The organism is Stutzerimonas nosocomialis (genome assembly GCF_005876855.1).
Lineage (GTDB): Bacteria > Pseudomonadota > Gammaproteobacteria > Pseudomonadales > Pseudomonadaceae > Stutzerimonas > Stutzerimonas nosocomialis.
This window is the reverse complement of sequence record NZ_QLAE01000035.1, coordinates 24,207-45,489: the sequence shown is the minus strand read 5'-3', so window position 1 is coordinate 45,489 and position 21,283 is coordinate 24,207. Positions and strand designations below refer to the sequence as shown.

Sequence of the window (21,283 nt, the reverse complement as noted above, 5' to 3'; positions counted from 1 at the left end):
ATGCCTTACGAACTGAAGCCCCTTTCGTGCGATCCGGCCAAACTCACCGGCCTGTCCGAGAAGCTCATCGTCAGCCACTGGGAAAACAACTACGGCGGGGCGGTCAAGCGCCTCAATGCCATCGAGCAGCGCCTGGCCGAATTGACCTGGGCCAGCGCCCCGGTGTTCGAGATCAACGGCCTCAAGCGCGAGGAGATGATCGCCAGCGGTTCCATGATCCTGCATGAGGTGTACTTCGATTCCCTCGGCGGTACCGGCGGCGACCCTGGCGGAGCGTTGAAGCAGGCCATCAAGCGGGACTTCGGCTCCGTGGACGCGTGGCGCGCCGAATTCACGGCCATGGGCAAGGCCCAGGGCGGCGGCTCCGGCTGGACCCTGCTGGTATGGAGCCCGCGCCGCGGGCGCCTCGTGAACGCCTGGGCCGCCGACCACGCCCACAACCTCGCCGGCGCCACGCCGCTCATCGCCCTGGACATGTACGAGCACAGCTACCACATGGACTTCGGCGCCAAGGCCGGGGCCTATGTGGACGCCTTCATGCAGAACCTGTCCTGGACGGCTGCCGACGCTGCATTTGCCAAGGTGGAGGGCTGAGCATGAAATGGATCACCCGCGAACGGCCCAAGATCGACCGCATCGCCTGCCCCTGGCTGGTAGCGCGCTTCGTCGACGAGGCCCCCGAGTTCCTGTACGTGCCGGCAAGTGACGTCATGAGAGTCGCGGCCGACACCGGCGCGATCCCCTATGACGTGCCGAATGTAGAGCTCGGCCACCACAGCGACCGCTGCAGCTTCGATGCCTTCATCGAGAAGTACAAACTCGACGATCCGGCCTTGAACAAGCTGGCGCTCATCGTGCGGGCCGCCGACTGTGCCCAGCCGCAACTGGCGACCGAAGCGGCCGGCCTGCTCGCCATCTCGCAAGGGCTGTCGCTCAACTTCGCCGACGACCACGAGATGCTGAAGGCAGGCATGGTGATGTACGACGCGCTCTACGCCTGGTGCGCCCACTCAACCACGGGGCCGCTGAAGACGGTCGCCCGCCTGCCCGGCCTGAAGTGATGCTGCTGCCCGCCGGCGTCGCGCCCGAGGCACGCCTGCTGCTGATCGGCCGGGCCCTGCGGGCCTTCACCGACGGCTTTGTGGCCATTCTGCTGCCGGTCTATCTGCTCACGCTCGGGCTCGGCAAGTGGGAAGTCGGGCTGATCAGCTCCGCCACCCTGCTCGGATCGGCGCTGGCGACCCTGGCGGTCGGGCAATGGGGCCATCGCTTTCCGCAGCGCCGGCTGCTCCTCGCCGCCGCCTGGCTGATGGCCGCCACCGGTCTGCTGCTGGCCGGCCTGGGCGGCATCGGCGCCTTCTGGCCGCTGCTGATCGTCGCCTTCGTCGGCACGATGAACCCCAGCTCCGGCGACGTCAGCGTCTTTCTGCCGCTGGAGCATGCGCGGCTGGCCGAATCGGCACAAGGCGAGGCGCGCACCTTCCTGTTCGCGCGCTACACCTTCGTCGGCGCCTTGTGTGCCGCGACCGGTTCGCTGGCGACCGTGATCCCGCAAGTGCTGACTGATGCCGGCCTGGCCCAACTCGACGCGTTGCGCCTGATGTTCGTCGCCTACGGGCTGATCGGTGTCGCGATCTTCGTCCTGTATCGCGCCTTGCCGGACCACCGCGTGCACGAGCAGGCGGCGCCGTCCGCAGCACTGGGGCCTTCGCGCGGCATCGTGATCAAACTGGCGGCGCTGTTCTCGGTCGATGCCTTCGCCGGCGGGTTGATCGTCAATACCTTACTCGCGCTCTGGCTGTTCGAGCGTTTCGACCTCTCACTCGCCGCTGCCGGCCAGTTCTTCTTCTGGGCCGGACTGCTGTCGGCCGGCTCCCAGCTCGCCGCCCCCTGGGTGGCACGCCATATTGGTCTGATCAATACGATGGTGTTCACGCACATCCCGTCCAGCGTCTGTCTGATCCTCGCCGCCTTCGCCGATAGCCTGCCGGCGGCGCTCGCGCTGCTGTTCCTGCGCAGCGCCCTGTCGCAGATGGACGTGCCGACGCGCTCGGCCTTCGTCATGGCGGTGGTAACGCCGGCAGAGCGCGCCGCGGCGGCGAGCTTCACCGCCGCTCCCAGGAGCCTTGCCGCCGCAGCGAGCCCCGCCATTGGCGGCGCCCTGTTCGCCGCTGGCTGGCTGGCGGCGCCGCTGGTTGCCTGCGGCCTGCTCAAGATCGCCTATGACGTTGCACTTTGGCGCGCGTTTCGGAAGCACGAGAAACCCTCCTCTTGAGAGCGCTCGCGCGCAAGCAGATGGGGCGCCTTAGCGTACGATTTTTTCCGAATTCTGCGGGCTGCCCGTGTTGCACTCAGCTCCTGCAACCGCCCCCTGTATTTCCGGTCGACTTCAGCCCTCGCTGCTTTTGAAAGCGGGCCGTCGATCAAAATCGACCAGGTAACCCGCTCAGTTCTCCGTTTTTGGCCGCCGCGAGCACCTCGCAGCAGCCATTTTCCGCATTACAGGTGCACCTTTCCTGCGGTAGTCAGCAAATGTCGGCGCGCCATCCATAGGTTCGACAGCGCGAACAGCGTCACCAGCTGAGCGGTGTTCTTGGCCAGGCCACGGAAGCGCACCTTCACGTAACCGAACTGGCGCTTGATCACTCGAAACGGGTGCTCGACCTTCGCTCGCACTTGTGCCTTGGCCTTCTCGATCTTGCGCTTGGCTTTGTACAGGGCGCTGCGTTTATCGAGCTTCTTGTAGGTGCTGCGGCGTGCTGCGACCTGCCAGATCACTTCGCGGCCAGCATGTTCGGGGCGCTTTTCGACGCCGGTGTAGCCGGCATCGGCGCAGACGACGTTCTCGTCACCGTGCAGCAGTTTGTCGACCTGGGTGATATCCGCCACGTTTGCCGCCGTGCCGACCACGCTGTGCACCAGCCCCGACTCGTCATCCACACCGATGTGGGCCTTCATGCCGAAGTGGTGAGTCGGCCGCGGGAACTGCCCCCGCAGCCGCTCGCAGAACCGTACGTGACACTCTCGCGTCATACGGCTCCCGTTATCCAACCTTGCTGCCCGGTCACTCGCCAGTGATGAAACAGCCGGGGTACCACAGTCCGCATCTTGTCCAGCCATTGGCTAATGCGCCGCTTGCGCCTATGAAGGGCCTTGTATTTTCGTCGGGCCCAGCGTTCAAGCGCGCGGTCAATGTGCTGGAAGATGCCAAGCATGGCTGTCCGATAGAACGAGCCATAGTATTGCCACCACCCCTGTATCACTGGATTGTAGAGCCGAGCCACGTCGACCAGCGTCACGTGGGTTTGGCGATTGAGTCGCCACCTGCGTACCGCTTGCCGCATCCGCTTTAAGGCATCCGCACTCGCTCCCGGAAGGAAGCTCGTGAAGAGCTGGTCTTGTTTGCTGAGCGCCTTCCTCGGCCTAAAGGTGAAGCCGAGGAAGGTAAAGCTCACATGCGGATAACCTGCGCGACGGTTACTGTCCTTGCAGTACACGACCTTCGATTTCTCCGGGTGCATCGTCAAGCCACAGACAGCCAGCCGTGAAGCAATGGAGCGCATCACGTACTCCGCTTGCTTTCGACTGCGGCAGTGCACCACCGCATCATCGGCGTAGCGGGCAAACGGGCAGTTGGGGCTGGTACGTTGCATCCAGGTGTCGAAGGCATAGTGCATGAACAGATTCATCAGGAGGGGACTGATCACTCCACCTTGCGGGGTGCCGCGTTCGCGTGGGACGCGCATGCCGTCATCCGTTTCGAACGGCGCAACCAGCCACCGCTCGATGTACAGAAGTATCCAGTCCTCCTTGATGTGCAGGCGCACCGCCTTCATCAGCAACCCATGATTGATCTGATCGAAGGCTGCCTTGATATCAAACTCCACCACCCAGTCGTATCGCCAGCAGCGCTCACGCGTGATCGCCACCGCCTGCTTCGCTGATCGTCCCGGCCGGTACCCATAGGAGTCCGAGTGGAAGATCGAGTCCAGCTCCGGCTCGATGAGAAGCTTGACCACGGTTTGCGCGACACGATCACCAACCGTGGGCACTCCCAGCTTGCGCGTGCCTCCCGATGCCTTGGGAATTTCTACTTGCTTGACCGGAGGCGGGAAGTACGACCCCGACGACATCCGATTCCACAGTTTGTAGAGATTCTTAGACAGATCCCGCTCGAAATCGGCGATGGTTTCATCGTCGATGCCGGCAGCACCGCGGTTGGCCCTGACCTGCTGGTAGGCGTCCCATACCGTGCGTTTCGCTATGTCATAAGGTTTCGCCGAGCTCACGCCACTCATCCCCGGAGGTTGGCAACGCTCGTCGGCCGGATAACGCCGCCCCTTCGCTCCACCTCCATTACAGAGGCTTCATCGCTACTACGGGAGGCTCCGCCCCTCGTTCCAGCATCGGTATTCTTCCTCATGGTGTTGGCCATTTGTCATTTTCCTTCGCATCTGGAACAAGGTTCTCACGTTCCGTACCAAAGCCTGTATGAAGATCATGCCGCCTATACACCGGCTGCCATCGGGTCCGTAAGCAGGTAACGCCCCGACTTGTCCTGAAGCCAGTACTCCACCTCAGTTTCGGCAGCACCTTGGGCATAACGATGCGTCATCGGACGGTTTGCTTTCGCTCATCTTCTCCATACTCACCTGCCATCCTCAGGGATGACTTTTCCTCGGTCGCTCACCACCACACCTTTTGGATGCAGCAGCACCGGGTGGTTTGAAGTCCGCTCCTGCAAGCCGACTTCGGAAGGCCTACTTCCATCTTCGGCACAGCAGCACAGGTCATCTGACCTGTGTTCGTGACACACAGTACTGGTTGCCCTTCTTGGTCTGGTGCATCTCCGGATCGCGCTTGCCGTCCTGGTTCTTGGTCGAGCTGGGCGCGTGGATCAGTGTGGCATCGACGATAGTGCCCTGGCGCAGCGACAGGCCGCGATCCCCCAGGTAGCCATTGATTACGCCGAGGATGCCGGCTGCCAGCTCATGTTTCTCCAGCAAGCGACGGAAATTTAGGATGGTGGTTTCGTCGGGAATACGCTCCAGGCTCAGCCCGGCGAACTGACGCAGGATGGTCGTCTCGTAGAGCGCTTCTTCCATGGCCGGGTCGCTGTAGCCGAACCAGTTCTGCATCAGATGGATACGTAACATGGCCATCAGCGGATAGGCTGGACGACCACCTTCACCCTTTGGGTAGTGTGGCTCGATCAGGGCAATCAATCCCTTCCACGGCACCACCTGATCCATCTCGATCAGGAACAATTCCTTACGGGTCTGCTTGCGCTTGCCGGCGTACTCGGCGTCGGCGAAGGTCATCTGCTTCATGGAAAAACTCGGCTGGCGGGATCGGCGTGTTTCACCAGATTCGGGAAGTCTTTTTCAGACCTTCCTTAGCTCTACTGAGCTGGAATAGGTAAAACTTCAGCTTTAACCACGTCAGCAGCTAATGGCCTGTCTCGAACTGAGCGGGATTGCCGGTAAAAGAGTATGCCTATTCCAACCTATTGTGGTCGCTCACGACCGGCCAAAAACGGACACTGCCAACCCATTGCAAAAAAACTGAGCGTTGCTTTCCGTTAAGTTTGGTAGTTGCAAGCGCCGTTCAGGAAGAATTGCTCGATCAACGCCGCCATACCTGCGCGTGCGATACGGCCGCGGCGCTCGGCGTCTACCAGGCCGAAGATCAAGGAGGAGAAGATTTCGGTAAGCGCCGGGGCACCGATATCGATACGGAATACGCCCAGTTTTTGCCCGCGTAGAAAGAACTCGTCCAGCGTTTCTGAGTAAGGCAGCCATCGGCAGCCGCCTGCATCTAAATCAAACGTGTCCGGGCGCCACTGAAATGAGAGGAAAACCAACAACTCCCTGTGAGTCAAATGGCCTTCGATCAGGCGATGCAATGCGTCCAAGGGCGCCGACTCAAGATCGGCATCGGCAATGACCCGATAAATAACCACCGAACCATGATCCAGAAGCATCTCGATCAGGTTGTCGCGGGTGCCGCAAAACCTGTTTAGCGTCGCCTTGCTGACTCCCGCTGCCTGGGCTATTTCTTTGAACGTGGCTCGCGGGTGGTCAACGATGGCGATCGCCAGGGCCTTCAGCAATTTCTCATCGGCAGCAGTTAAATCCATCGGTCACTCTTTATCTATCGCAGGCAGATGCGGGTATTTTTCCTAGAACACTCATTTTTCTCAAAGAGGATACTAGCTTTGTTCACACTAAAATCAGATGAGTCAATATTGACTCATTTGATTTTAGTGTGGATCATGCGCGGCTTCGACTACGTACTGGCTTCGTGCTTGGGTGAGATATGAACAAATTTCGCGAGTGGATCACTTTTTCCGTGATCTCCTGTTTGGTCGCCGTGACCCTGGTTGGCTGCGACAAGCCCGAAGAGCAAGGGGAGGAGGCGCCGGCGCGTGAAGTCGATGTGCTCAGCGTGCAGACCGAGCCCTTCACCGTGGTTGCCGAGCTACCAGGACGCATCGAGCCGGTGCGTGTCGCCGAGGTGCGCGCGCGGGTGGCGGGGATCGTGCTCAAGCGCACCTTTGAGGAAGGGGCCGACGTGAAGGCCGGCGACGTGCTGTTCCAGATCGACCCTGCGCCGTTCAAAGCGGCCCTGTCGCGGGCGCAGGGTGAACTGGCCCGCGCCGAGGCGCAGTTGTTCCAGGCCCAGGCGATGGTTCGCCGATACGAGCCGCTGGTGAAGATCAACGCCGTCAGCCAGCAGGATTTCGACAACGCCAAGGCCGCTCTGCAGAGTGCCCAGGCCGACAAGCGATCGGCCCAGGCCAATGTCGAAACCGCCCGCCTGGACCTGGGCTATGCCGAGGTTCGCGCACCCATTGCCGGACGCATCGGCCGAGCCCAGGTCACCGAAGGGGCGCTGGTAGGCCAGGGTGAGGCGACTCTGCTAGCGCGTATCCAGCAACTTGATCCGGTGTACGCCGACTTCACCCAGCCGGCTGCCGACGCCCTGCGCCTGCGCGCGGCCATCGCCGAGGGCAAGGTTGCCGGCGCTAGCGACCAGCCGTTGTCGCTGCGCGTCGATGGTACCGATATCGAGAGCAAGGGCACGCTGCTGTTCACTGATATCTCGGTGGATCGCAGCACCGGGCAAATCGCCCTGCGAGGGCAGTTCGACAACCCCGAGGGCGTGTTGCTGCCGGGTATGTACGTGCGTGTGCGCACGCCGCAGGGGCTCAACCAGAACGCCATCCTGGTGCCGCAACGTGCCGTGCAGCGTTCGGCTGACGGTCAGGCCAGCGTGATGCTGCTGGGGCAGGGCGATACCGTCGAGGCGCGCCAGGTCACCACCGGTGCCATGCAGGGCTCGCGCTGGCAGATCAGCGAGGGCCTGCAGGTCGGCGACAAGGTGATCACCAGCTCGCTGGCGGCTATCCGTCCGGGCGCCAAGGTCATCCCCCGCGAGCAAGATGCCGCCGAAGCCGCTCCACAGTCCCAGGCGCAGTAAGCCGGAGAACCTCTCATGTCCCTGTTTTTCATCCGGCGCCCCAATTTCGCCTGGGTAGTCGCCCTGTTCATCTCGCTGGGTGGCCTGCTGGCCATCCCGTTCCTGCCGGTGGCGCAGTACCCCAACGTGGCGCCGCCGCAGATCACCGTGACCGCCACCTATCCCGGCGCTTCGGCGCAGGTGCTCACCGACTCGGTGACCAGCGTCATCGAGGAAGAACTCAACGGCGCCAAGAACCTGCTGTACTTCGAGTCCACCAGCAACGCCAACGGCATCGCCGAGATCACCGTCACCTTCCAGCCAGGGACCGACCCCGAACTGGCCCAGGTTGACGTGCAGAACCGTCTGAAGAAGGCCGAGGCACGTATGCCGCAGGCCGTGCTGACCCTCGGCATCCAGACCGAGCAGGCCACCGCCGGCTTCCTGCTGATCTATGCGCTGAGCTACACCGATGGCGACAAGGACGCCAACGTCACGGCGCTGGCCGATTACGCCGCGCGCAACATCAACAACGAAATCCGTCGCGTGAACGGCGTCGGCAAGCTGCAGTTCTTCGCCTCCGAGGCGGCCATGCGCGTGTGGATCGATCCGCAGAAGCTGGTCGGCTACGGCCTGTCCATCGATGACGTGAACAACGCGATCCGCGCGCAGAACGTGCAGGTGCCGGCCGGTGCCTTCGGCAGCACGCCGGGTTCCAGCGAGCAGGAGCTGACGGCGACCCTGGCGGTCAAGGGCACCCTGGACAACCCGCAGGAATTCGCCGCCATCGTGCTGCGTGCCAACCAGGACGGCTCGCGCCTGACCCTGGGCGACGTGGCACGCATCGAGGTCGGCAGCCAGGACTACAACTTCGGCTCGCGCCAGGACGGCAAGCCCGCCGTTGCCGCCGCCGTGCAGCTGTCGCCCGGTGCCAACGCGATCCAGACCGCCGAGGCGGTCAAGCAGCGTCTGACCGAGCTGTCGGCCAACTTCCCGGACAACGTCGAGTTCTCCGTGCCGTACGACACCTCGCGCTTCGTCGACGTGGCCATCGACAAGGTCATCATGACCCTCATCGAGGCCATGGTGCTGGTGTTCCTGGTGATGTTCCTGTTCCTGCAGAACGTGCGCTACACCCTGATCCCGTCCATCGTCGTGCCGGTGTGTCTGCTTGGTACCCTGACCTTCATGTACCTGCTGGGCTTCTCGGTGAACATGATGACCATGTTCGGCATGGTGCTGGCCATCGGCATCTTGGTGGACGACGCCATCGTGGTGGTGGAGAACGTCGAGCGGATCATGGCCGAGGAAGGCCTGGCGCCGGTGCCGGCGACCATCAAGGCGATGGGGCAGGTGTCCGGGGCGATCATCGGTATCACCCTGGTGCTGTCGGCGGTGTTCCTGCCGCTGGCCTTCATGGCCGGCTCGGTGGGGGTGATCTACCAGCAGTTCTCGCTGTCGCTGGCGGTGTCGATCCTGTTCTCGGGCTTTCTTGCGCTGACCTTCACCCCGGCGCTGTGTGCCACGCTGCTCAAACCGATCCCCGAGGGCCATCACGAGAAGACCGGTTTCTTCGGCAGGTTCAACCGCAAGTTCACCGCCCTGACCGGCCGCTACACCAAACTCAACGGCAAGCTGGTGCCGCGCGCCGGGCGGGTGATGTTCATCTACCTGGGCGTGGTGGTGCTGATGGGTTTCTTCTACCTGCGCCTGCCGGAATCCTTCGTGCCGGTGGAAGACCAGGGCTACATGATCGTCGACATCCAGTTGCCGCCAGGCGCTACCCGTGAGCGCACCTCGGCCACGGGTGAGGAGCTGGAAGAGTTTCTGATGGCCCGCGAGGCCGTGCAGACGTCCTTTCTGGTCCTCGGCTTCAGCTTCTCCGGCATGGGTGAGAACGCGGCCATTGCCTTCCCGCTGCTCAAGGACTGGTCCGAGCGAGATTCTTCGCAGTCGCCGGAAGCCGAGTCGGCTGCGGTCAACCAGCACTTCGCCAACCTCGATGACGGCGCGATCATGGCGGTGCCGCCACCGCCGGTCGAAGGCCTGGGCAACTCGGGTGGTTTCGCCCTGCGCCTGCAGGACCGCGCCGGCCTTGGCCGCGATGCCCTGTTGGCAGCGCGCGATGAAGTGCTGGGCAAGGTCAACGGCAATCCGAAGTTCCTCTACGCCATGATGGAAGGTCTGGCCGAGGCGCCGCAGCTGCGCCTGGTGATCGACCGTGAGCAGGCCCGCACGCTGGGTGTCAGCTTCGAAGCGATCAGCAGCGCGCTGTCCACTGCGTTCGGCTCGTCGGTGATCAACGACTTCGCCAACGCCGGCCGCCAGCAGCGCGTGGTGGTACAGGCCGAACAGGCCGAGCGCATGACGCCGGAAAGCGTCCTGCGCCTGCATGTGCCCAACGACAGCGGCAGCCTGGTACCGCTGAGTGCTTTCGTCACCACGAGCTGGGAGGAAGGCCCGGTGCAGGTCGCGCGTTACAACGGTTACCCGTCGATCCGCATTGCCGGTGACGCCGCGCCCGGCGTGAGCACTGGCGAGGCGATGCTCGAACTGGAGCGCATCGCTGCCGAGCTGCCCGAAGGTATCGGCTACGAGTGGACCGGGCTTTCGTATCAGGAGCGGGTCGCCAGCGGCCAGGCGACGATGCTGTTCGCGCTGGCCATCACCGTGGTGTTCCTGCTGCTGGTGGCGCTCTACGAGAGCTGGGCGATCCCGCTGACGGTGATGCTGATCGTGCCGGTCGGCGCACTCGGCGCGGTACTGGCGGTGACTGCCATCGGCCTGCCCAACGACGTGTACTTCAAGGTCGGCCTGATCACCGTGATCGGCCTGGCGGCGAAGAACGCCATTCTCATCGTCGAGTTCGCCAAGGACCTGTGGGAAGACGGCTACTCGCTGCGCGATGCCGCTGTCGAAGCCGCGCGCCTGCGTTTCCGCCCGATCATCATGACCTCCATGGCGTTCATGCTCGGCGTGGTGCCGCTGGCCATCGCCACTGGCGCCGGCGCTGCGAGCCAGCGCGCACTGGGCACCGGGGTGCTGGGCGGGATGCTCAGCGCGACCATGCTCGGGGTGATCTTCGTGCCGATCTTCTTCGTCTGGGTGCTGTCGCTGCTGCGCACCAAACCTCAGCAAACCGACAACCATCCCCTGCATAAAGCGGAGTAATGCGATGACCTCTCACTTCATGCTCCGTCGCGCTCTGCTGCCCCTGGCCATCGCCGCCCTGGCGGGGTGTTCGCTGGCCCCGACCTACGAGCGCCCGCAGGCACCGGTCGCGTCGCACTGGCAAGCCGCCGACGCGGAGGGCGCCCGTGCCCAGGCGCTGGACTGGCAGACCTTCATCGTCGATGCCGACTTGCGCCGCGCGGTGGATACGGCGCTGAGCAACAACCGCAGCCTGCGCCAGGCGCTGCTGGATATCGAAGCTGCGCGTGCCCAGTACCGCATCCAGCGTGCTGATCGCCTGCCTTCGATCAACGCCAATGCCAGCGGCAACCGCCAGCGCCTGCCTGCCGATCTGTCGCAGACCGGGCGCTCGGAAGTGACCAGCAACTATCAGGTCGGCCTCGGCCTCGCGGAGTACGAAGTCGACCTGTTCGGCCGCGTGCGCAACCTCTCCGAGGCCGTGCTGGAGACCTACCTGGCGACCGAGGAGGCGACCCGTGCCACGCAGATCAGCCTGGTTGCCGAGGTCATCCAGGCCTACCTGACCCGCGATGGTGCGCTACGCCGCATGGCCCTGGTCGAACAAACCCTGGACAGCCGCATGGCCTCGCTGGAGCTGGTCAGCCAGCGCCGTGCAGCGGGGGCCGCCACCGCCCTGGATTACCAGGAAGCGGTCGGCCTTGCCGAACAGGCTAGGGCCGAGCGCGAGAGCACCGAACGCCAGTTACGCCAGGCGGACAACGCCCTGGTCCTGTTGCTCGGCACGCCAGATGCCGCTCGCCTGCTGCCCGCGACGCCCCGCGACGACCTGATGGTGCTGCAGGACATCGCCCCCGGCACCAGCTCGGAACTGATCGAACGGCGCCCGGACATTCTCGCCAGCGAGCACCGCCTCAAGGCGCGCAATGCCGATATCGGTGCAGCTCGCGCCGCGTTCTTTCCCCGGATCAGCCTGACCGGTTCGGTGGGCAGCTCCAGTGCCGAGTTGTCCGGATTGTTCGATGGCGGCTCGCGGGCCTGGAGCTTTGCCCCGACGCTGTCGCTGCCGATCTTCGCCGGTGGCCGCAACCGCGCCAACCTGGACCTCGCCGAAGTGCGCCAGGACGCGGCGGTGGCCGACTACGAAGGCACCATCCAGACCGCCTTCCGCGAAGTGGCCGATGCCCTGGCCGCCACCGACACCCTGCGCCGCGAGGAGGCTGCCCGCCAGGCTCTGGCCGGTTCCAGCGAGGCTGCGATGGCCCTGGCTAAGGCGCGTTACGAGGGCGGCGTGGACGACTACCTGCGTTATCTTGACGCCCAGCGCAGCACCTTTAGCAACCAGACCACACTAATTCAAATCAGCACGGAACGGCAGATTGCGCTGGTTGACCTGTTCAGGTCTCTGGGCGGTGGCTGGGGCCAAACTGAACCGATGGCCGGGATCGGCGCTGAGTGAGCAAAGCCAGGAGTCCTGCATTCGAAGACAGGACTCTGGCTCCATCACCAGTGAGCTACTGGTCATCCACGGGGAAATCGCCTGATCGAGAATAAGACTCTCTGACGACTGGCAGGCCTATGGATTATTGGTGGCGGCAGCTAACGGCTCTATAAAGAGCTGCAAAAAATCACTGTAACGCATTGACTGACTGCTTCTGGCCGGAAGCAGCCCCAGTCACATGGAAAACCGGGGGCATTCAGCGAATGCTGTACCTTGCCAGAGGCTGCATCCAAGAGGCAAAGGGCCTCTTGGGCATGATGTCTCATTTTGTGAGTCGTTTTACTCGGCTTATCTGTCGTCCGACGATTGCATTTTGAAATCTCCTAGTCCGACCAGATGAGTTTGAATCTGTAACAGAATCAAACCCGATGACTACTCATCGGAGTCAACTTCCCCGACGAGCTTGCGGAGGCCCGTCATGAAACCACGGGGGAACACCTCCTCCCCAAGCTCGTCTTTCACCTGTCCGGCCTGCGTGACCAGCCACCCCCGGCGCTCGATACATTCGTCGGACGCGGCGAACCGAAGCGCCTTTATCTCGTTATCGGAGGCAATGCCCTTGAGCGAAGGGAGAAGCTCGACGGAGGGTTCGGCGCTGACTTCAAACTGCCTCACCGGACGCTTATCGATCACGACCTCAGCTTGGTTCTTGAGAATATTGAGCTGAGTACGGTAGCGGTTGCGCTCGGCGATGATCTGGCCGAACAGCACCCGCAGGGCGGGATCGGGAATGCGCTCAAGCAATTGATTGTCCTGAGGTGCTCGGCGGGATCGACTTTGGGGGCTGAGGGGCTTTTTGGTGGTGGTCTTGGCCTTCGCCGCCCATGCCTCGATCAGATCGCGGTAGTGCTTGTTAGCTGTCGCCCGGACGGACTGGTAGCCGACACCGCCGTCCTCTGCCGAAACCCGACCGATGGTGGTGATCGAGAAGTCGCGTTCGCCGCGCTCGTAATAGTCGCACAAGGTTTGATTGAGCTTGTCGAGCGACTGCTGCGTCTTCGCCGTCTTGCCTTCTTTGAGATCCTCAAGAATGACGTCGATATCGATCTCCATCAGATGACCTCCTCATGTTGGATAAGCCGTTGCTTGATGCTCGGCAAGGCAAGCGGCGCGGCCTGGCTCATCTGGTCGATTCCCGCCTCAAGAAGCCGGTCGTCTACCAAATACCCCTGGGCCTCGATGTAGTTCGCCGCGATCCGGTAGCCCTCCAGCTTGTCGGTCGGGTGCGCGATCTTGGCCATTTTGCGCATGAGGGCGTTTGCGGCGATCAACTGCGCCCGCTCGTCCATTTCCATCAACAGCGGCTGATACCCCTTCCGCATCATCATGCGGCTGAGTGCGAGCGTGCGCTTGGCGATGACCGGGGTCTTTCGAAGGTCATCCTGTAGGTCGGGATAGAACTCCGCATCCTCACAGAGCAGCGACAGGTGCAGCAGCTCTGAGTCGGTCTCGATAAAACGCATGCTTACCGCCAGATCCTCGCGAGAGCCCACGGCGACGAGCTTCTGACCCTCGTCGGCCTCGTCGCGCTGGTTCTCGATGTCCATCAAGCGCTGGATCAGATTGAAGCAGGCGATAAAGTCCTTGGCGTACTCATCGGCCTCCACTTTCTGCTTCTCATAGCGTCGCTCCAGCACTTGAAGCTCATGGTGCTTGGTGAACGGTGCGCCTTGCTCCTCAGCGAAGAACAGCTCGTCCTTTAGCGCTTCCAGCTCGCCCTCGATCTCCATCGCCAGACTCGCCGCCTGGTGGGCCTTGTAGCTGATCTGGTTGAACTGGCTGCTCAGTGCGGGCAGATAGCTGGCGTCAGTGATGAACCAGCGGCAGCGGATACAGTTCTCCGGCCCGTGGGGCACTGGGGCATAAGCGCGGGAATGCACGACTGCGGCTTCCTTAACGACGGGGCCGCCGTTCCAGCAGCCGCCCAGCGTGCTCAGCTCGTCCGAGCGGACGGTATTGCCGCCGACCAGGCACAGCCCTGCCGAGCGGTGCTCCCAACCGATGGGATTGCGGTTAGCGAGGGCCGCCTCGACTGATTCCTCGCTGTTGCAGGCGGTGCGAGCCTGGATCTGGGAGAGTTCCGCATTCTTGAGAAAGGTGCGGAGCGAGGCTTGCGCCTTGGCATCCAGCGCCGCGTGCGCCTCTTCCATTTTCTCCGCCATGACGGAGGGGGTGATTTTGTTGTAGTAGATCGTCATCAGCAGGCGCGTGTGGCCCGCCAGAAGCTTGGAGACCACCGGCAGGGGCAGGGCCGTGTCCATGGTGAAGGCAGTGATCAGGGACACCCGGAGGCTGTGCAGTGGGAACAGGGTCTTCGTTTTAGCCCCGTCAGGCGTGTCGTCCGGGTAGTCTTCCACCAGTTTCAGTGCGGTGCCGTCGCTCAGTTTATGGCCCGTCGCTGCCAGGTTCTGCTCCAACTGAAGTAGCAGTTGATGCCAGGACAATGCGCAGGAAAGCTCGGTAATCGGCTTGGTGCGGTCTTCCGCGCTTTTTGCGCTGGCGTCCCGGAACAGGAAGCAATACTCGCCCATGGCCTTCAGTGCGGATGGGCTCTTGGTCGCGCCAACATGCTTCCTGCCCAGTGTGCTCGCATGGGTCGGCGCAGTGATCGGGTTGTACTTCTCCTGCCAGTTGCGCAGCTTCTCCAGCCAGTACAGCAGTTCCTCGTGCTGCCAAGGAATCGTGTAGCCGCGATCCACTTCGCCCTTGTTCTGATCTGCGGTCTTGTTGGTGGAGACGTAGAGCGCGGTGGCGTAGGTCTCCGTCATCGCATCGTAGGTGCGACGGAACACGCCCTTGGCGTAAGGACGCTTCTTGCTGCCGTAGACGAAGGGATGGGTATTCGCTACCCAGCGCCCGCCCTCATAGCGCCAGGTATCGGCTTCGCCGGAATCGAGAAAGCGAACCTGATAGGTGCGCAGCGGCAGATGCAGCTTCACGAAGAGCAGCATTGCGGTGACCGGCGACCACATCTGGTGGATGGTGGTCTTCGTGTTTTTGCGCTTGACCACTTTGGCGCGCCATACGCAGTCGGGGTCGTCGCGGTCGATGATCTCGGGCTCCACCTCGAACCACGCGTAGAACACATGCTCATGCGCCCACGACCAGTCACGGAAATGGCGATTCGTCCAGCGGGCGTTACAGGCAGCACCTTCTTGTGAGTCCTCTTGCTCGCTGCCGTGAGCGTAACGGCAGAGGATCTGTCGTAGCTGCTGAATGTAGCGGTACGGCAGCGGGTTCCTGACGGTCTCCTGCGTCGAGCCCTGTTTCGCGATCCGCTCGCAAGGATTCGAGACAATGGGTCGTGCGACACCGTGATCGTCCTCGGCGCTGTAATGCTGCTCGATGACGTGGTCGAAGAAGGCAGCCACGTAATTTACATACTCCGCCTGCACGCGCTGATCGTTGACGCCCGCAGCCTGCATAGCCTCGACGAACTCCTGGGACGACGCTCTGTGTCCGGCATGCCCCTTGAAAAAGGCCGTGACATCGTTGGCGTAGGAGGCATGGCGCATCAGGTAGGTGACGAAGAAATGACGGAGAGCCTTCAGTCTATGAGCAACGCCAGCGTCCTGAGTCGCCATCCACTCGGCCGCATACTGCTGCCATTGCAGCCAGTCTTCGCCATGCGAGCGCGTGAGCCAGGAGAGTGTCAGATCAGCCGAGCGCCCATTGGTTTTCTTCTGCGCCATTCTCATGCCCCTTCCAGTCGCGGCCGCTTGCCGGTGTAAAACCCCTGCGGATCGATGTCCTCAAAGCCGTGCTCAACCAGTGCCTTCCAGTCCGTGACCATAATCTTGGCGTCGGGCCGCGCCAGTTGCTCGGAGGCCGCGCTGAGCATGTTCGAAACGTCCTGGTTGCCCGGCAGGGTATAGACCGTTTGCGACTCAAGGGACTTGTGGTGAAGGCATTTCTTTCGGATCAGCGGGTCGATGCCCGCCTGGGTCAGACGCCGCCCGTAGTTGTGCCGATGCCCATGGGGATCGAGCCCCTCGGCTTTGTTCGGCTCCAGGCCGATGCGGCGCAGACCGGCGGCATAGTTCTGATTAAAGGCGTTGATCGTATAAGGATTGCCAAACGCCTTGCTGTCGAAGCTGATGAATGCGTAGGGGTGATGCGCGTCCGCTGTTGCGCGGTATTTCAGGTGGGTCTTCCATAGGGCCATGAAAACCCGGCCAAAATCGACTGGGAACCACTGCGCAATCAAGTAGCCGTCCTTGTCATCGACAAGCTTGGCCTTCCAGCCCAGGTACTGCGTCCCCTTCATCTCGCAGCGAGGTATGCGCCCGTACTTCTCTTTCAGATACACCTTGCGGGTTCGCTCGCCCTTGCGACTCTTCCAGCCTTCGGGGGCAACACCTTCGCGCTCGCTGTAGATGCGTACAAGCGCTTGGCTTGGGTCGGCGGGATTCTCAAAAACATCGGTGACCCACAGCAGCATGGCCTCGCTGATCCTAAGCCCCGCGCCGTGCATTAAAAGGAGAATCAGCTTGTCCCGCAGAGCGACTCGGGGATCTTTGGCGCCGCCGATGCCTTGGGTGAAGAAGGCTTCGAATTTGGCATTCGGAAAGGAGATCGCGTCATCCTCCGTCTTCGCCAGCGGGGTGCGGCCCTTGATGCTCCGCGCACGCTTGACGGTGGTGCTGATTGACTTGTCTTTGATGTGGCCTAGGAAATCGTTCTGATTTCGCCGAAACCATGCCGCGTAGTTGAGGCGCTCTTCGTGAGGCGTGGCTTTGCGTAAAGGGTTCAGCGGCTTGGTGCCCTGCTTATCAGCAAGCCATTCCGTGAAGCCCGTGAGTGCGATGATGCGCTCTCTCACTGTCGCTTCGGAGGCGGGCACCCAGTACAGACCGGAAGGGTCTAGGCCCGCCTCCGAAGCTGTCCCGCTGTACAGCCGCCTGACGAACGCCTGGAACAACTTCTCGGGGTCTGTGAACGCATCAGCGTTTGCTTCCATGTAGTCAAGAAGCATCGCCACCGCACGAACCGTTTTCTCAAGCGTCGACTTGGAGCGCCCATTGGCGTGTAGGTACAAGAGGTAGTCGGTCAGAGGAGAAAGCTCCCCCTCCTCTGTTATCAGCAAAGGGAGCTCGCTTGCGACCCCTGTGTTGTCCTCTACGATTTTTGCGACGACGCTAACCGAAGCCATGCCACCCCCTTACACAAATTACATGGATTATACTATTTAACTATATGGCGGAAAGATCAAGAAAAAGCCACCCGAAGGTGGCTTCTTATCAAAATTACGCACTTTTACGTGCTATATGTAACGCAAGCGGCCTTTGGGGATAGGGGATGACGATCAGCGGGCCGGGTATTGGGAGAGGACCGATTCCTGGCCTTGCCGATCCAGGCCGATCACCTGGTAGGCGTCGTGGCGATCGCCCATTTCCATGCCCGGCGAGCCGATCGGCATGCCCGGGACCGCCGCGCCGAGCAGGTCCGGCTGGGCGCGCAGCTTGAGAATGTCGGCCGCCGGAACATGGCCTTCGACGAACTTGCCGTCGATGACCCCGGTATGGCACGAGCCCAGGCGATGCGGTACGCCGAGGCGGCTCTTCACGCCGGCCATGTCGGTTTCGACGTGGTCGGTCACGGCAAAGCCGTTTTCTTCCAGGTGCTCGATCCAGGCGGTGCAGCAGCCGCAGTTCGGGTCGCGGTAGACGTCGATGGCCAGTGGCTCGGCGGCCTGGGCGAGGCTGGCGAACAGGACGGAGCAAAGGGTGGCGAGCAGGAGCGGGCGGCGCATGAGGGTCACCAGACGGCAGATAACGTCCGGCAGCATAACGCCGGATCGGCTCCTGCCCAAGCCGCGGCGGTGTCCGGAGACGCCGGCGTGACGACAGGTCGCACTGCCCTTGGCGCGCGGCCGCGAGTGTGACGTAGCGAACAAATCGGAGCGGCGCGGGTCTTTTGCAGATCGCCCGGGGACTTTCCGTTTCGCTTCGGGCCAGCAGGAGAGCATCGATGCGTTTCGCCCGGATCGTCTTGGTCGCCCAGGCTGTGGTCATGGTCGCCCTGAGCCTGGCTTACTGGGTTCGCCCCTACGAAATGGCCAATCTCAACGGCATGCTGTTGATGGAGAGCGCATCGGTCAGCCACATGCGCGTCTACTACGGCGGCCTGCAGCTGGGCCTGGCGCTGTTCCTGCTGTGGGCGGTGCGCGCGCCGGACTACGCGCGCGCGGCGCTGGTGATGCTGGTCATCACCCTGCTGACGCTGGCCGGCGCGCGGCTCGCCTCCCTGTGGCTCGATGGCGGCAGCCTCATCGGTTTCGATCTGGTGTCGCTGGTCTATCGCCTGCTGGGCGCGGCGCTGGCAGCCGCTGCGCTGCGTTCCCTGCGGCCGGAGGTCGAGCCGCAGGCGCCGGAAAGCGCTCCGACGTCCCGGCGTCATGCCTTTCCCCGAGAGCCGGCACCCTTCCGGGTCGGCGAAGGCCCGACGCCCGGCGACGCGGTGGTGACGCCGGCCGAGCCGCAGCCGTTTCGGGTAGGCGATCCCTCACCGTCGGACGCCGACCCGGCAACCCCGGCGAACCCGCCCGCTGCCGGAGAGCGCTGAGTTCAGCGACGCGTCAGCAGGACGCCCGCTTCCATGTGGTGGGTGTAGGGAAACTGGTCGAACAGGGCGCAGCGCTCCACGCGGTGGGTGTCGTGCAGCTGGGCGATGTTCTGCGCCAGGGTTTCCGGATTGCAGGAGATGTAGAGGATGCGCTCGAAGCGGCGGGTCAGCTCGCAGGTGTCCGGGTCCATGCCGGCGCGCGGCGGGTCGACGAATACGCTGCCGAAGTCGTAGCCCTTGAGGTCGATCCCGGCCAGGCGGCGGAACGGGCGGACCTCGTTCAGCGCCTGGGTCAGCTCCTCGGCCGACAGGCGCACCAGGGTGACGTTGTCGATGCCGTTGTCGGCAAGGTTGGCCAGCGCCGCGTTGACCGACGACTTGCTGATCTCGGTGGCGAGCACCTTGCGCACCCGGGTCGCCAGCGGCAGGGTGAAATTGCCGTTACCGCAATAGAGTTCGAGCAGGTCGTCCTCGCGCGGCCCCAGCGCCTCATAGGCCCAGCCGAGCATCTTCTGGTTGACCTCGCCGTTGGGCTGGGTGAAGGCGCCCTCCGGCTGGCGATAGCGGAAGCGGCGGCCGGCGACCTGCAGTTCTTCCTCGACGTGATCGCGACCGATGACGATGCGTTTGCCCCGCGAACGCCCGACGATGCTCGCCCCCAGCTCGCTCGCCAGGGCTTCGGCGGCCTCCTGCCAGGCGGCGTCCAGCGGCCGGTGGTAGGCCAGCGTGATCAGCGCGTCGCCCGAAAGGGTGGTCAGGAATTCGACCTGGAACAGCTTGAACGACAGCGCCGGGCTGGCCTGCCAGCCCGCCTTGAGGCGCGGCATCAGTTCGTTGATCCGGGCGCTGGCGATGGGGAAGCGCTCGATCAGGATCGGCGTGTGCTTGTCGCCCTGCTCGAACATCGCGTAGTCGCGACGCTCGCTGCCCGTCTCGCGCCAGAGGCGGAATTCGGCGCGCAGGCGGTAGTGCTCGCGCGGCGAATCGAACACCTGCGGTGCGGGCGCGTCGAAGGGCGCCAGCAGCGCCTGCAGGCGTTCGGCCTTTTCGGCGAGCTGGGCATCGTAGGTGGCGGGGTCGAACTGGGGAGCGCTCATGGGTACTCACGAATCAGCGTCGGCGAGCCAGGCGGCCCGCCGGGGCGGTCAGAGGTCGGCTCAGGCGGCGAAGAAGCCGAGCTTGATGACGAACAGGATCGACAGGATCACCAGCGCCGGGTTGAGTTCGCGCCAGCGGCCGGCGAGCAGCTTGATCGCGGTCCAGGCGATGAAGCCGAAGGCGATGCCGTTGGCGATCGAGAAGGTCAGCGGCATGGCCAGCGCGGCGATGACCACCGGCGCGGCGACGGTGAGGTCGTCCCAGTCGATGCCCGCCAGGCTGCCGGTCATCAGCACGGCGACGAACAGCAGCGCCGGCGCGGTGGCGTAGGCCGGCACGGCGCCGGCCAGCGGGGCGAAGAACAGGCTGAGCAGGAACAGCGCGGCGACCACGCAGGCGGTCAGGCCGGTGCGCCCGCCGGCGCTGATGCCGGCGGCCGATTCGATGTAGCTGGTGGTGCTGCTGGTGCCCAGGGCGGCGCCGGCCATGGTGGCGGTGCTGTCGGCCAGCAGCGCGCGGCCCAGGCGCGGCATCTTGCCGTCCTTGTCCAGCAGGTCGGCCTTCTGCGCGACGCCGACCAGGGTGCCCGAGGTGTCGAACAGGTCGACGAACAGGAACGCGAAGATGACGCTGAGCAGGCCGATGTCCAGCGCGCCCATCAGGTCCAGTTCGAGGAAGGTGGGGGCCAGCGATGGCGGCATCGACACCACGCCGTTGAGCTGCGACAGGCCGAACAGGATCGACAGCAGGGTCACCGCGAGGATGCCGATCATCACCGCGCCGGTCACGCGGCGATAGGCGAGGGCGACGATCAGCACGAAGCCCAGGCAGGCGAGCAGCGGCCCGCCTGCGGTCATGTCGCCAAGGCCCACCAGGGTGGCCGGGTTGTCGACGACGATGCCCGCGTTCTTCAGCGCGATGATCGCCAGGAACAGGCCGATGCCCGCGGCGATGCCCGAGCGCAGCGCCAGCGGGATGCTGTGGATGATCCATTCGCGGATCTTGAAGATCGACAGCACGAAGAAGATCGCGCCCGACAGGAACACCGCGCCGAGCGCGGTCTGCCAGGCGTAGCCCATGGTCATGACCACGGTATAGGTGAAGAAGGCGTTGAGCCCCATGCCCGGCGCCAGGGCGATCGGGTAGTTGGCGACCAGGCCCATGATCGCCGAGCCGAGCGCCGCGGCGAGACAGGTGGCGACGAACACCGCGCCATGGTCCATGCCGGTTTCGGCCAGCATGCTCGGGTTGACGAACAGGATGTAGGCCATGGTCAGGAAGGTGGTCAGGCCGGCGATAACCTCGGTGCGCACCGTGGTGTTGTGCGCCTTGAGTCGAAACAGCTTTTCGAGCATGGTCAATCCTCTTGTTGCCGGTCGGGGCATGCGTGCACGCCTTGGCCTGCAGTCTGGCTAAGCAAAGCCGATCGTCGAGCCCTTGCAAAGCGGCGGGCGAAAAAGGCCGGCATCTTACACCGTGCGGCGGTGCGGTTGAATTTCCATCGAGCGG

General features: G+C 63.4%; 15 protein-coding genes and 2 pseudogenes. 7 read left to right on the top strand and 10 right to left on the bottom strand.

Annotation, left to right across the window (positions count from 1 at the left end):
• The 3 genes from DN824_RS18290 to DN824_RS18280 are packed head-to-tail and all read left to right on the top strand — an operon-like array spanning position 1 to position 2,275.
• The gene (locus DN824_RS18290) at positions 1 to 594 is read left to right on the top strand and encodes a superoxide dismutase (RefSeq protein ID WP_023443146.1); all 594 of its coding nucleotides are present in this window, start codon (positions 1 to 3) and stop codon (positions 592 to 594) included.
• A 2-nt stretch (positions 595 to 596) separates the two neighbouring features.
• Positions 597 to 1,061 carry a chromate resistance protein ChrB domain-containing protein gene (locus tag DN824_RS18285; RefSeq protein ID WP_003155013.1) on the top strand — a complete coding sequence of 155 codons (465 nt, stop codon included), beginning with the start codon at positions 597 to 599 and terminating at the stop codon, positions 1,059 to 1,061.
• The gene (locus DN824_RS18280) at positions 1,061 to 2,275 is read left to right on the top strand and encodes an MFS transporter (RefSeq protein ID WP_126152498.1); all 1,215 of its coding nucleotides are present in this window, start codon (positions 1,061 to 1,063) and stop codon (positions 2,273 to 2,275) included. The genes DN824_RS18285 and DN824_RS18280 overlap by 1 nt, the downstream gene beginning before the upstream one ends.
• A gap of 224 nt (positions 2,276 to 2,499) precedes the next feature.
• Here the strand turns inward: DN824_RS18280 and DN824_RS18275 are convergent.
• The 4 genes and pseudogenes from DN824_RS18275 to DN824_RS18255 form a co-directional block, all read right to left on the bottom strand.
• Positions 2,500 to 2,970, bottom strand: a pseudogene (locus tag DN824_RS18275) (IS5-like element ISPpu18 family transposase); the annotation flags it as partial.
• 59 nt (positions 2,971 to 3,029) lie between these two features.
• Positions 3,030 to 4,298 (bottom strand): group II intron reverse transcriptase/maturase, encoded by a 1,269-nt coding sequence (ltrA, locus tag DN824_RS18270; RefSeq protein ID WP_073662606.1) that lies wholly within the window; start codon positions 4,296 to 4,298, stop codon positions 3,030 to 3,032.
• Positions 4,299 to 4,817: 519 nt separating this feature from the next.
• Positions 4,818 to 5,330 (bottom strand): annotated as a pseudogene (locus DN824_RS18260) (IS5-like element ISPa16 family transposase); the annotation flags it as partial.
• A gap of 251 nt (positions 5,331 to 5,581) precedes the next feature.
• The gene (locus DN824_RS18255; protein WP_003152690.1) at positions 5,582 to 6,139 is read right to left on the bottom strand and encodes a TetR/AcrR family transcriptional regulator; all 558 of its coding nucleotides are present in this window, start codon (positions 6,137 to 6,139) and stop codon (positions 5,582 to 5,584) included.
• 179 nt (positions 6,140 to 6,318) lie between these two features.
• Between DN824_RS18255 and tmexC the strand changes: the two genes are divergently transcribed.
• The 3 genes from tmexC to toprJ are packed head-to-tail and all read left to right on the top strand — an operon-like array spanning position 6,319 to position 12,070.
• Positions 6,319 to 7,482, top strand: coding sequence for a multidrug efflux RND transporter periplasmic adaptor subunit TMexC (gene tmexC, locus DN824_RS18250; RefSeq protein WP_037009368.1), 1,164 nt, complete (start codon positions 6,319 to 6,321; stop codon positions 7,480 to 7,482).
• Between the two features lie 15 nt (positions 7,483 to 7,497).
• Positions 7,498 to 10,632: a multidrug efflux RND transporter permease subunit TMexD gene (gene tmexD, locus DN824_RS18245; RefSeq protein WP_125873149.1), complete on the top strand. Its 3,135-nt coding sequence runs from the start codon at positions 7,498 to 7,500 to the stop codon at positions 10,630 to 10,632.
• A 4-nt stretch (positions 10,633 to 10,636) separates the two neighbouring features.
• The gene (toprJ, locus tag DN824_RS18240; protein WP_221740845.1) at positions 10,637 to 12,070 is read left to right on the top strand and encodes a multidrug efflux transporter outer membrane subunit TOprJ; all 1,434 of its coding nucleotides are present in this window, start codon (positions 10,637 to 10,639) and stop codon (positions 12,068 to 12,070) included.
• A gap of 414 nt (positions 12,071 to 12,484) precedes the next feature.
• Here toprJ and gmtX read toward each other — a convergent pair whose 3' ends face one another.
• The 4 genes from gmtX to DN824_RS18220 all read right to left on the bottom strand — a co-directional run bounded on the left by gmtX (position 12,485) and on the right by DN824_RS18220 (position 17,864).
• Positions 12,485 to 13,165 carry a gamma-mobile-trio protein GmtX gene (gene gmtX / locus DN824_RS18235; RefSeq protein ID WP_043094776.1) on the bottom strand — a complete coding sequence of 227 codons (681 nt, stop codon included), beginning with the start codon at positions 13,163 to 13,165 and terminating at the stop codon, positions 12,485 to 12,487.
• The gene (gmtZ, locus tag DN824_RS18230) at positions 13,165 to 15,804 is read right to left on the bottom strand and encodes a gamma-mobile-trio integrase GmtZ (RefSeq protein WP_200617987.1); all 2,640 of its coding nucleotides are present in this window, start codon (positions 15,802 to 15,804) and stop codon (positions 13,165 to 13,167) included. The genes gmtX and gmtZ overlap by 1 nt, the downstream gene beginning before the upstream one ends.
• A 2-nt stretch (positions 15,805 to 15,806) precedes the next feature.
• Positions 15,807 to 17,264, bottom strand: coding sequence for a gamma-mobile-trio recombinase GmtY (gene gmtY / locus DN824_RS18225; RefSeq protein ID WP_125873147.1), 1,458 nt, complete (start codon positions 17,262 to 17,264; stop codon positions 15,807 to 15,809).
• A 153-nt stretch (positions 17,265 to 17,417) separates the two neighbouring features.
• Positions 17,418 to 17,864: a DUF411 domain-containing protein gene (locus DN824_RS18220; protein WP_138409833.1), complete on the bottom strand. Its 447-nt coding sequence runs from the start codon at positions 17,862 to 17,864 to the stop codon at positions 17,418 to 17,420.
• Between the two features lie 218 nt (positions 17,865 to 18,082).
• On the opposite strand from DN824_RS18220, the gene DN824_RS18215 reads away from it, so the two are divergent.
• Positions 18,083 to 18,676, top strand: coding sequence for a DUF4345 domain-containing protein (locus tag DN824_RS18215; protein ID WP_138409832.1), 594 nt, complete (start codon positions 18,083 to 18,085; stop codon positions 18,674 to 18,676).
• A gap of 2 nt (positions 18,677 to 18,678) precedes the next feature.
• Here DN824_RS18215 and trmA read toward each other — a convergent pair whose 3' ends face one another.
• Positions 18,679 to 19,773, bottom strand: coding sequence for a tRNA (uridine(54)-C5)-methyltransferase TrmA (trmA, locus tag DN824_RS18210; protein WP_138409831.1), 1,095 nt, complete (start codon positions 19,771 to 19,773; stop codon positions 18,679 to 18,681).
• A 60-nt stretch (positions 19,774 to 19,833) separates the two neighbouring features.
• On the bottom strand, positions 19,834 to 21,129 hold the full coding sequence (locus tag DN824_RS18205; RefSeq protein ID WP_138409830.1) for an NCS2 family permease: 1,296 nt from the start codon (positions 21,127 to 21,129) through the stop codon (positions 19,834 to 19,836).
• Positions 21,130 to 21,283 lie beyond the last annotated feature (154 nt).

Coding starts and splice junctions, on each gene's coding strand:
- DN824_RS18255 (WP_003152690.1), bottom strand. CDS start 6,139: ATGGATTTAACTGCTGCCGATGAGAAATTGCTGAAGGCCCTGGCGATC.
- DN824_RS18220 (WP_138409833.1), bottom strand. CDS start 17,864: ATGCGCCGCCCGCTCCTGCTCGCCACCCTTTGCTCCGTCCTGTTCGCC.
- tmexC (WP_037009368.1), top strand. CDS start 6,319: ATGAACAAATTTCGCGAGTGGATCACTTTTTCCGTGATCTCCTGTTTG.
- DN824_RS18290 (WP_023443146.1), top strand. CDS start 1: ATGCCTTACGAACTGAAGCCCCTTTCGTGCGATCCGGCCAAACTCACC.
- DN824_RS18280 (WP_126152498.1), top strand. CDS start 1,061: ATGCTGCTGCCCGCCGGCGTCGCGCCCGAGGCACGCCTGCTGCTGATC.
- tmexD (WP_125873149.1), top strand. CDS start 7,498: ATGTCCCTGTTTTTCATCCGGCGCCCCAATTTCGCCTGGGTAGTCGCC.
- gmtZ (WP_200617987.1), bottom strand. CDS start 15,804: ATGGCGCAGAAGAAAACCAATGGGCGCTCGGCTGATCTGACACTCTCC.
- DN824_RS18205 (WP_138409830.1), bottom strand. CDS start 21,129: ATGCTCGAAAAGCTGTTTCGACTCAAGGCGCACAACACCACGGTGCGC.
- DN824_RS18285 (WP_003155013.1), top strand. CDS start 597: ATGAAATGGATCACCCGCGAACGGCCCAAGATCGACCGCATCGCCTGC.
- trmA (WP_138409831.1), bottom strand. CDS start 19,773: ATGAGCGCTCCCCAGTTCGACCCCGCCACCTACGATGCCCAGCTCGCC.
- gmtY (WP_125873147.1), bottom strand. CDS start 17,264: ATGGCTTCGGTTAGCGTCGTCGCAAAAATCGTAGAGGACAACACAGGG.
- toprJ (WP_221740845.1), top strand. CDS start 10,637: ATGACCTCTCACTTCATGCTCCGTCGCGCTCTGCTGCCCCTGGCCATC.
- gmtX (WP_043094776.1), bottom strand. CDS start 13,165: ATGGAGATCGATATCGACGTCATTCTTGAGGATCTCAAAGAAGGCAAG.
- DN824_RS18215 (WP_138409832.1), top strand. CDS start 18,083: ATGCGTTTCGCCCGGATCGTCTTGGTCGCCCAGGCTGTGGTCATGGTC.
- ltrA (WP_073662606.1), bottom strand. CDS start 4,298: ATGAGTGGCGTGAGCTCGGCGAAACCTTATGACATAGCGAAACGCACG.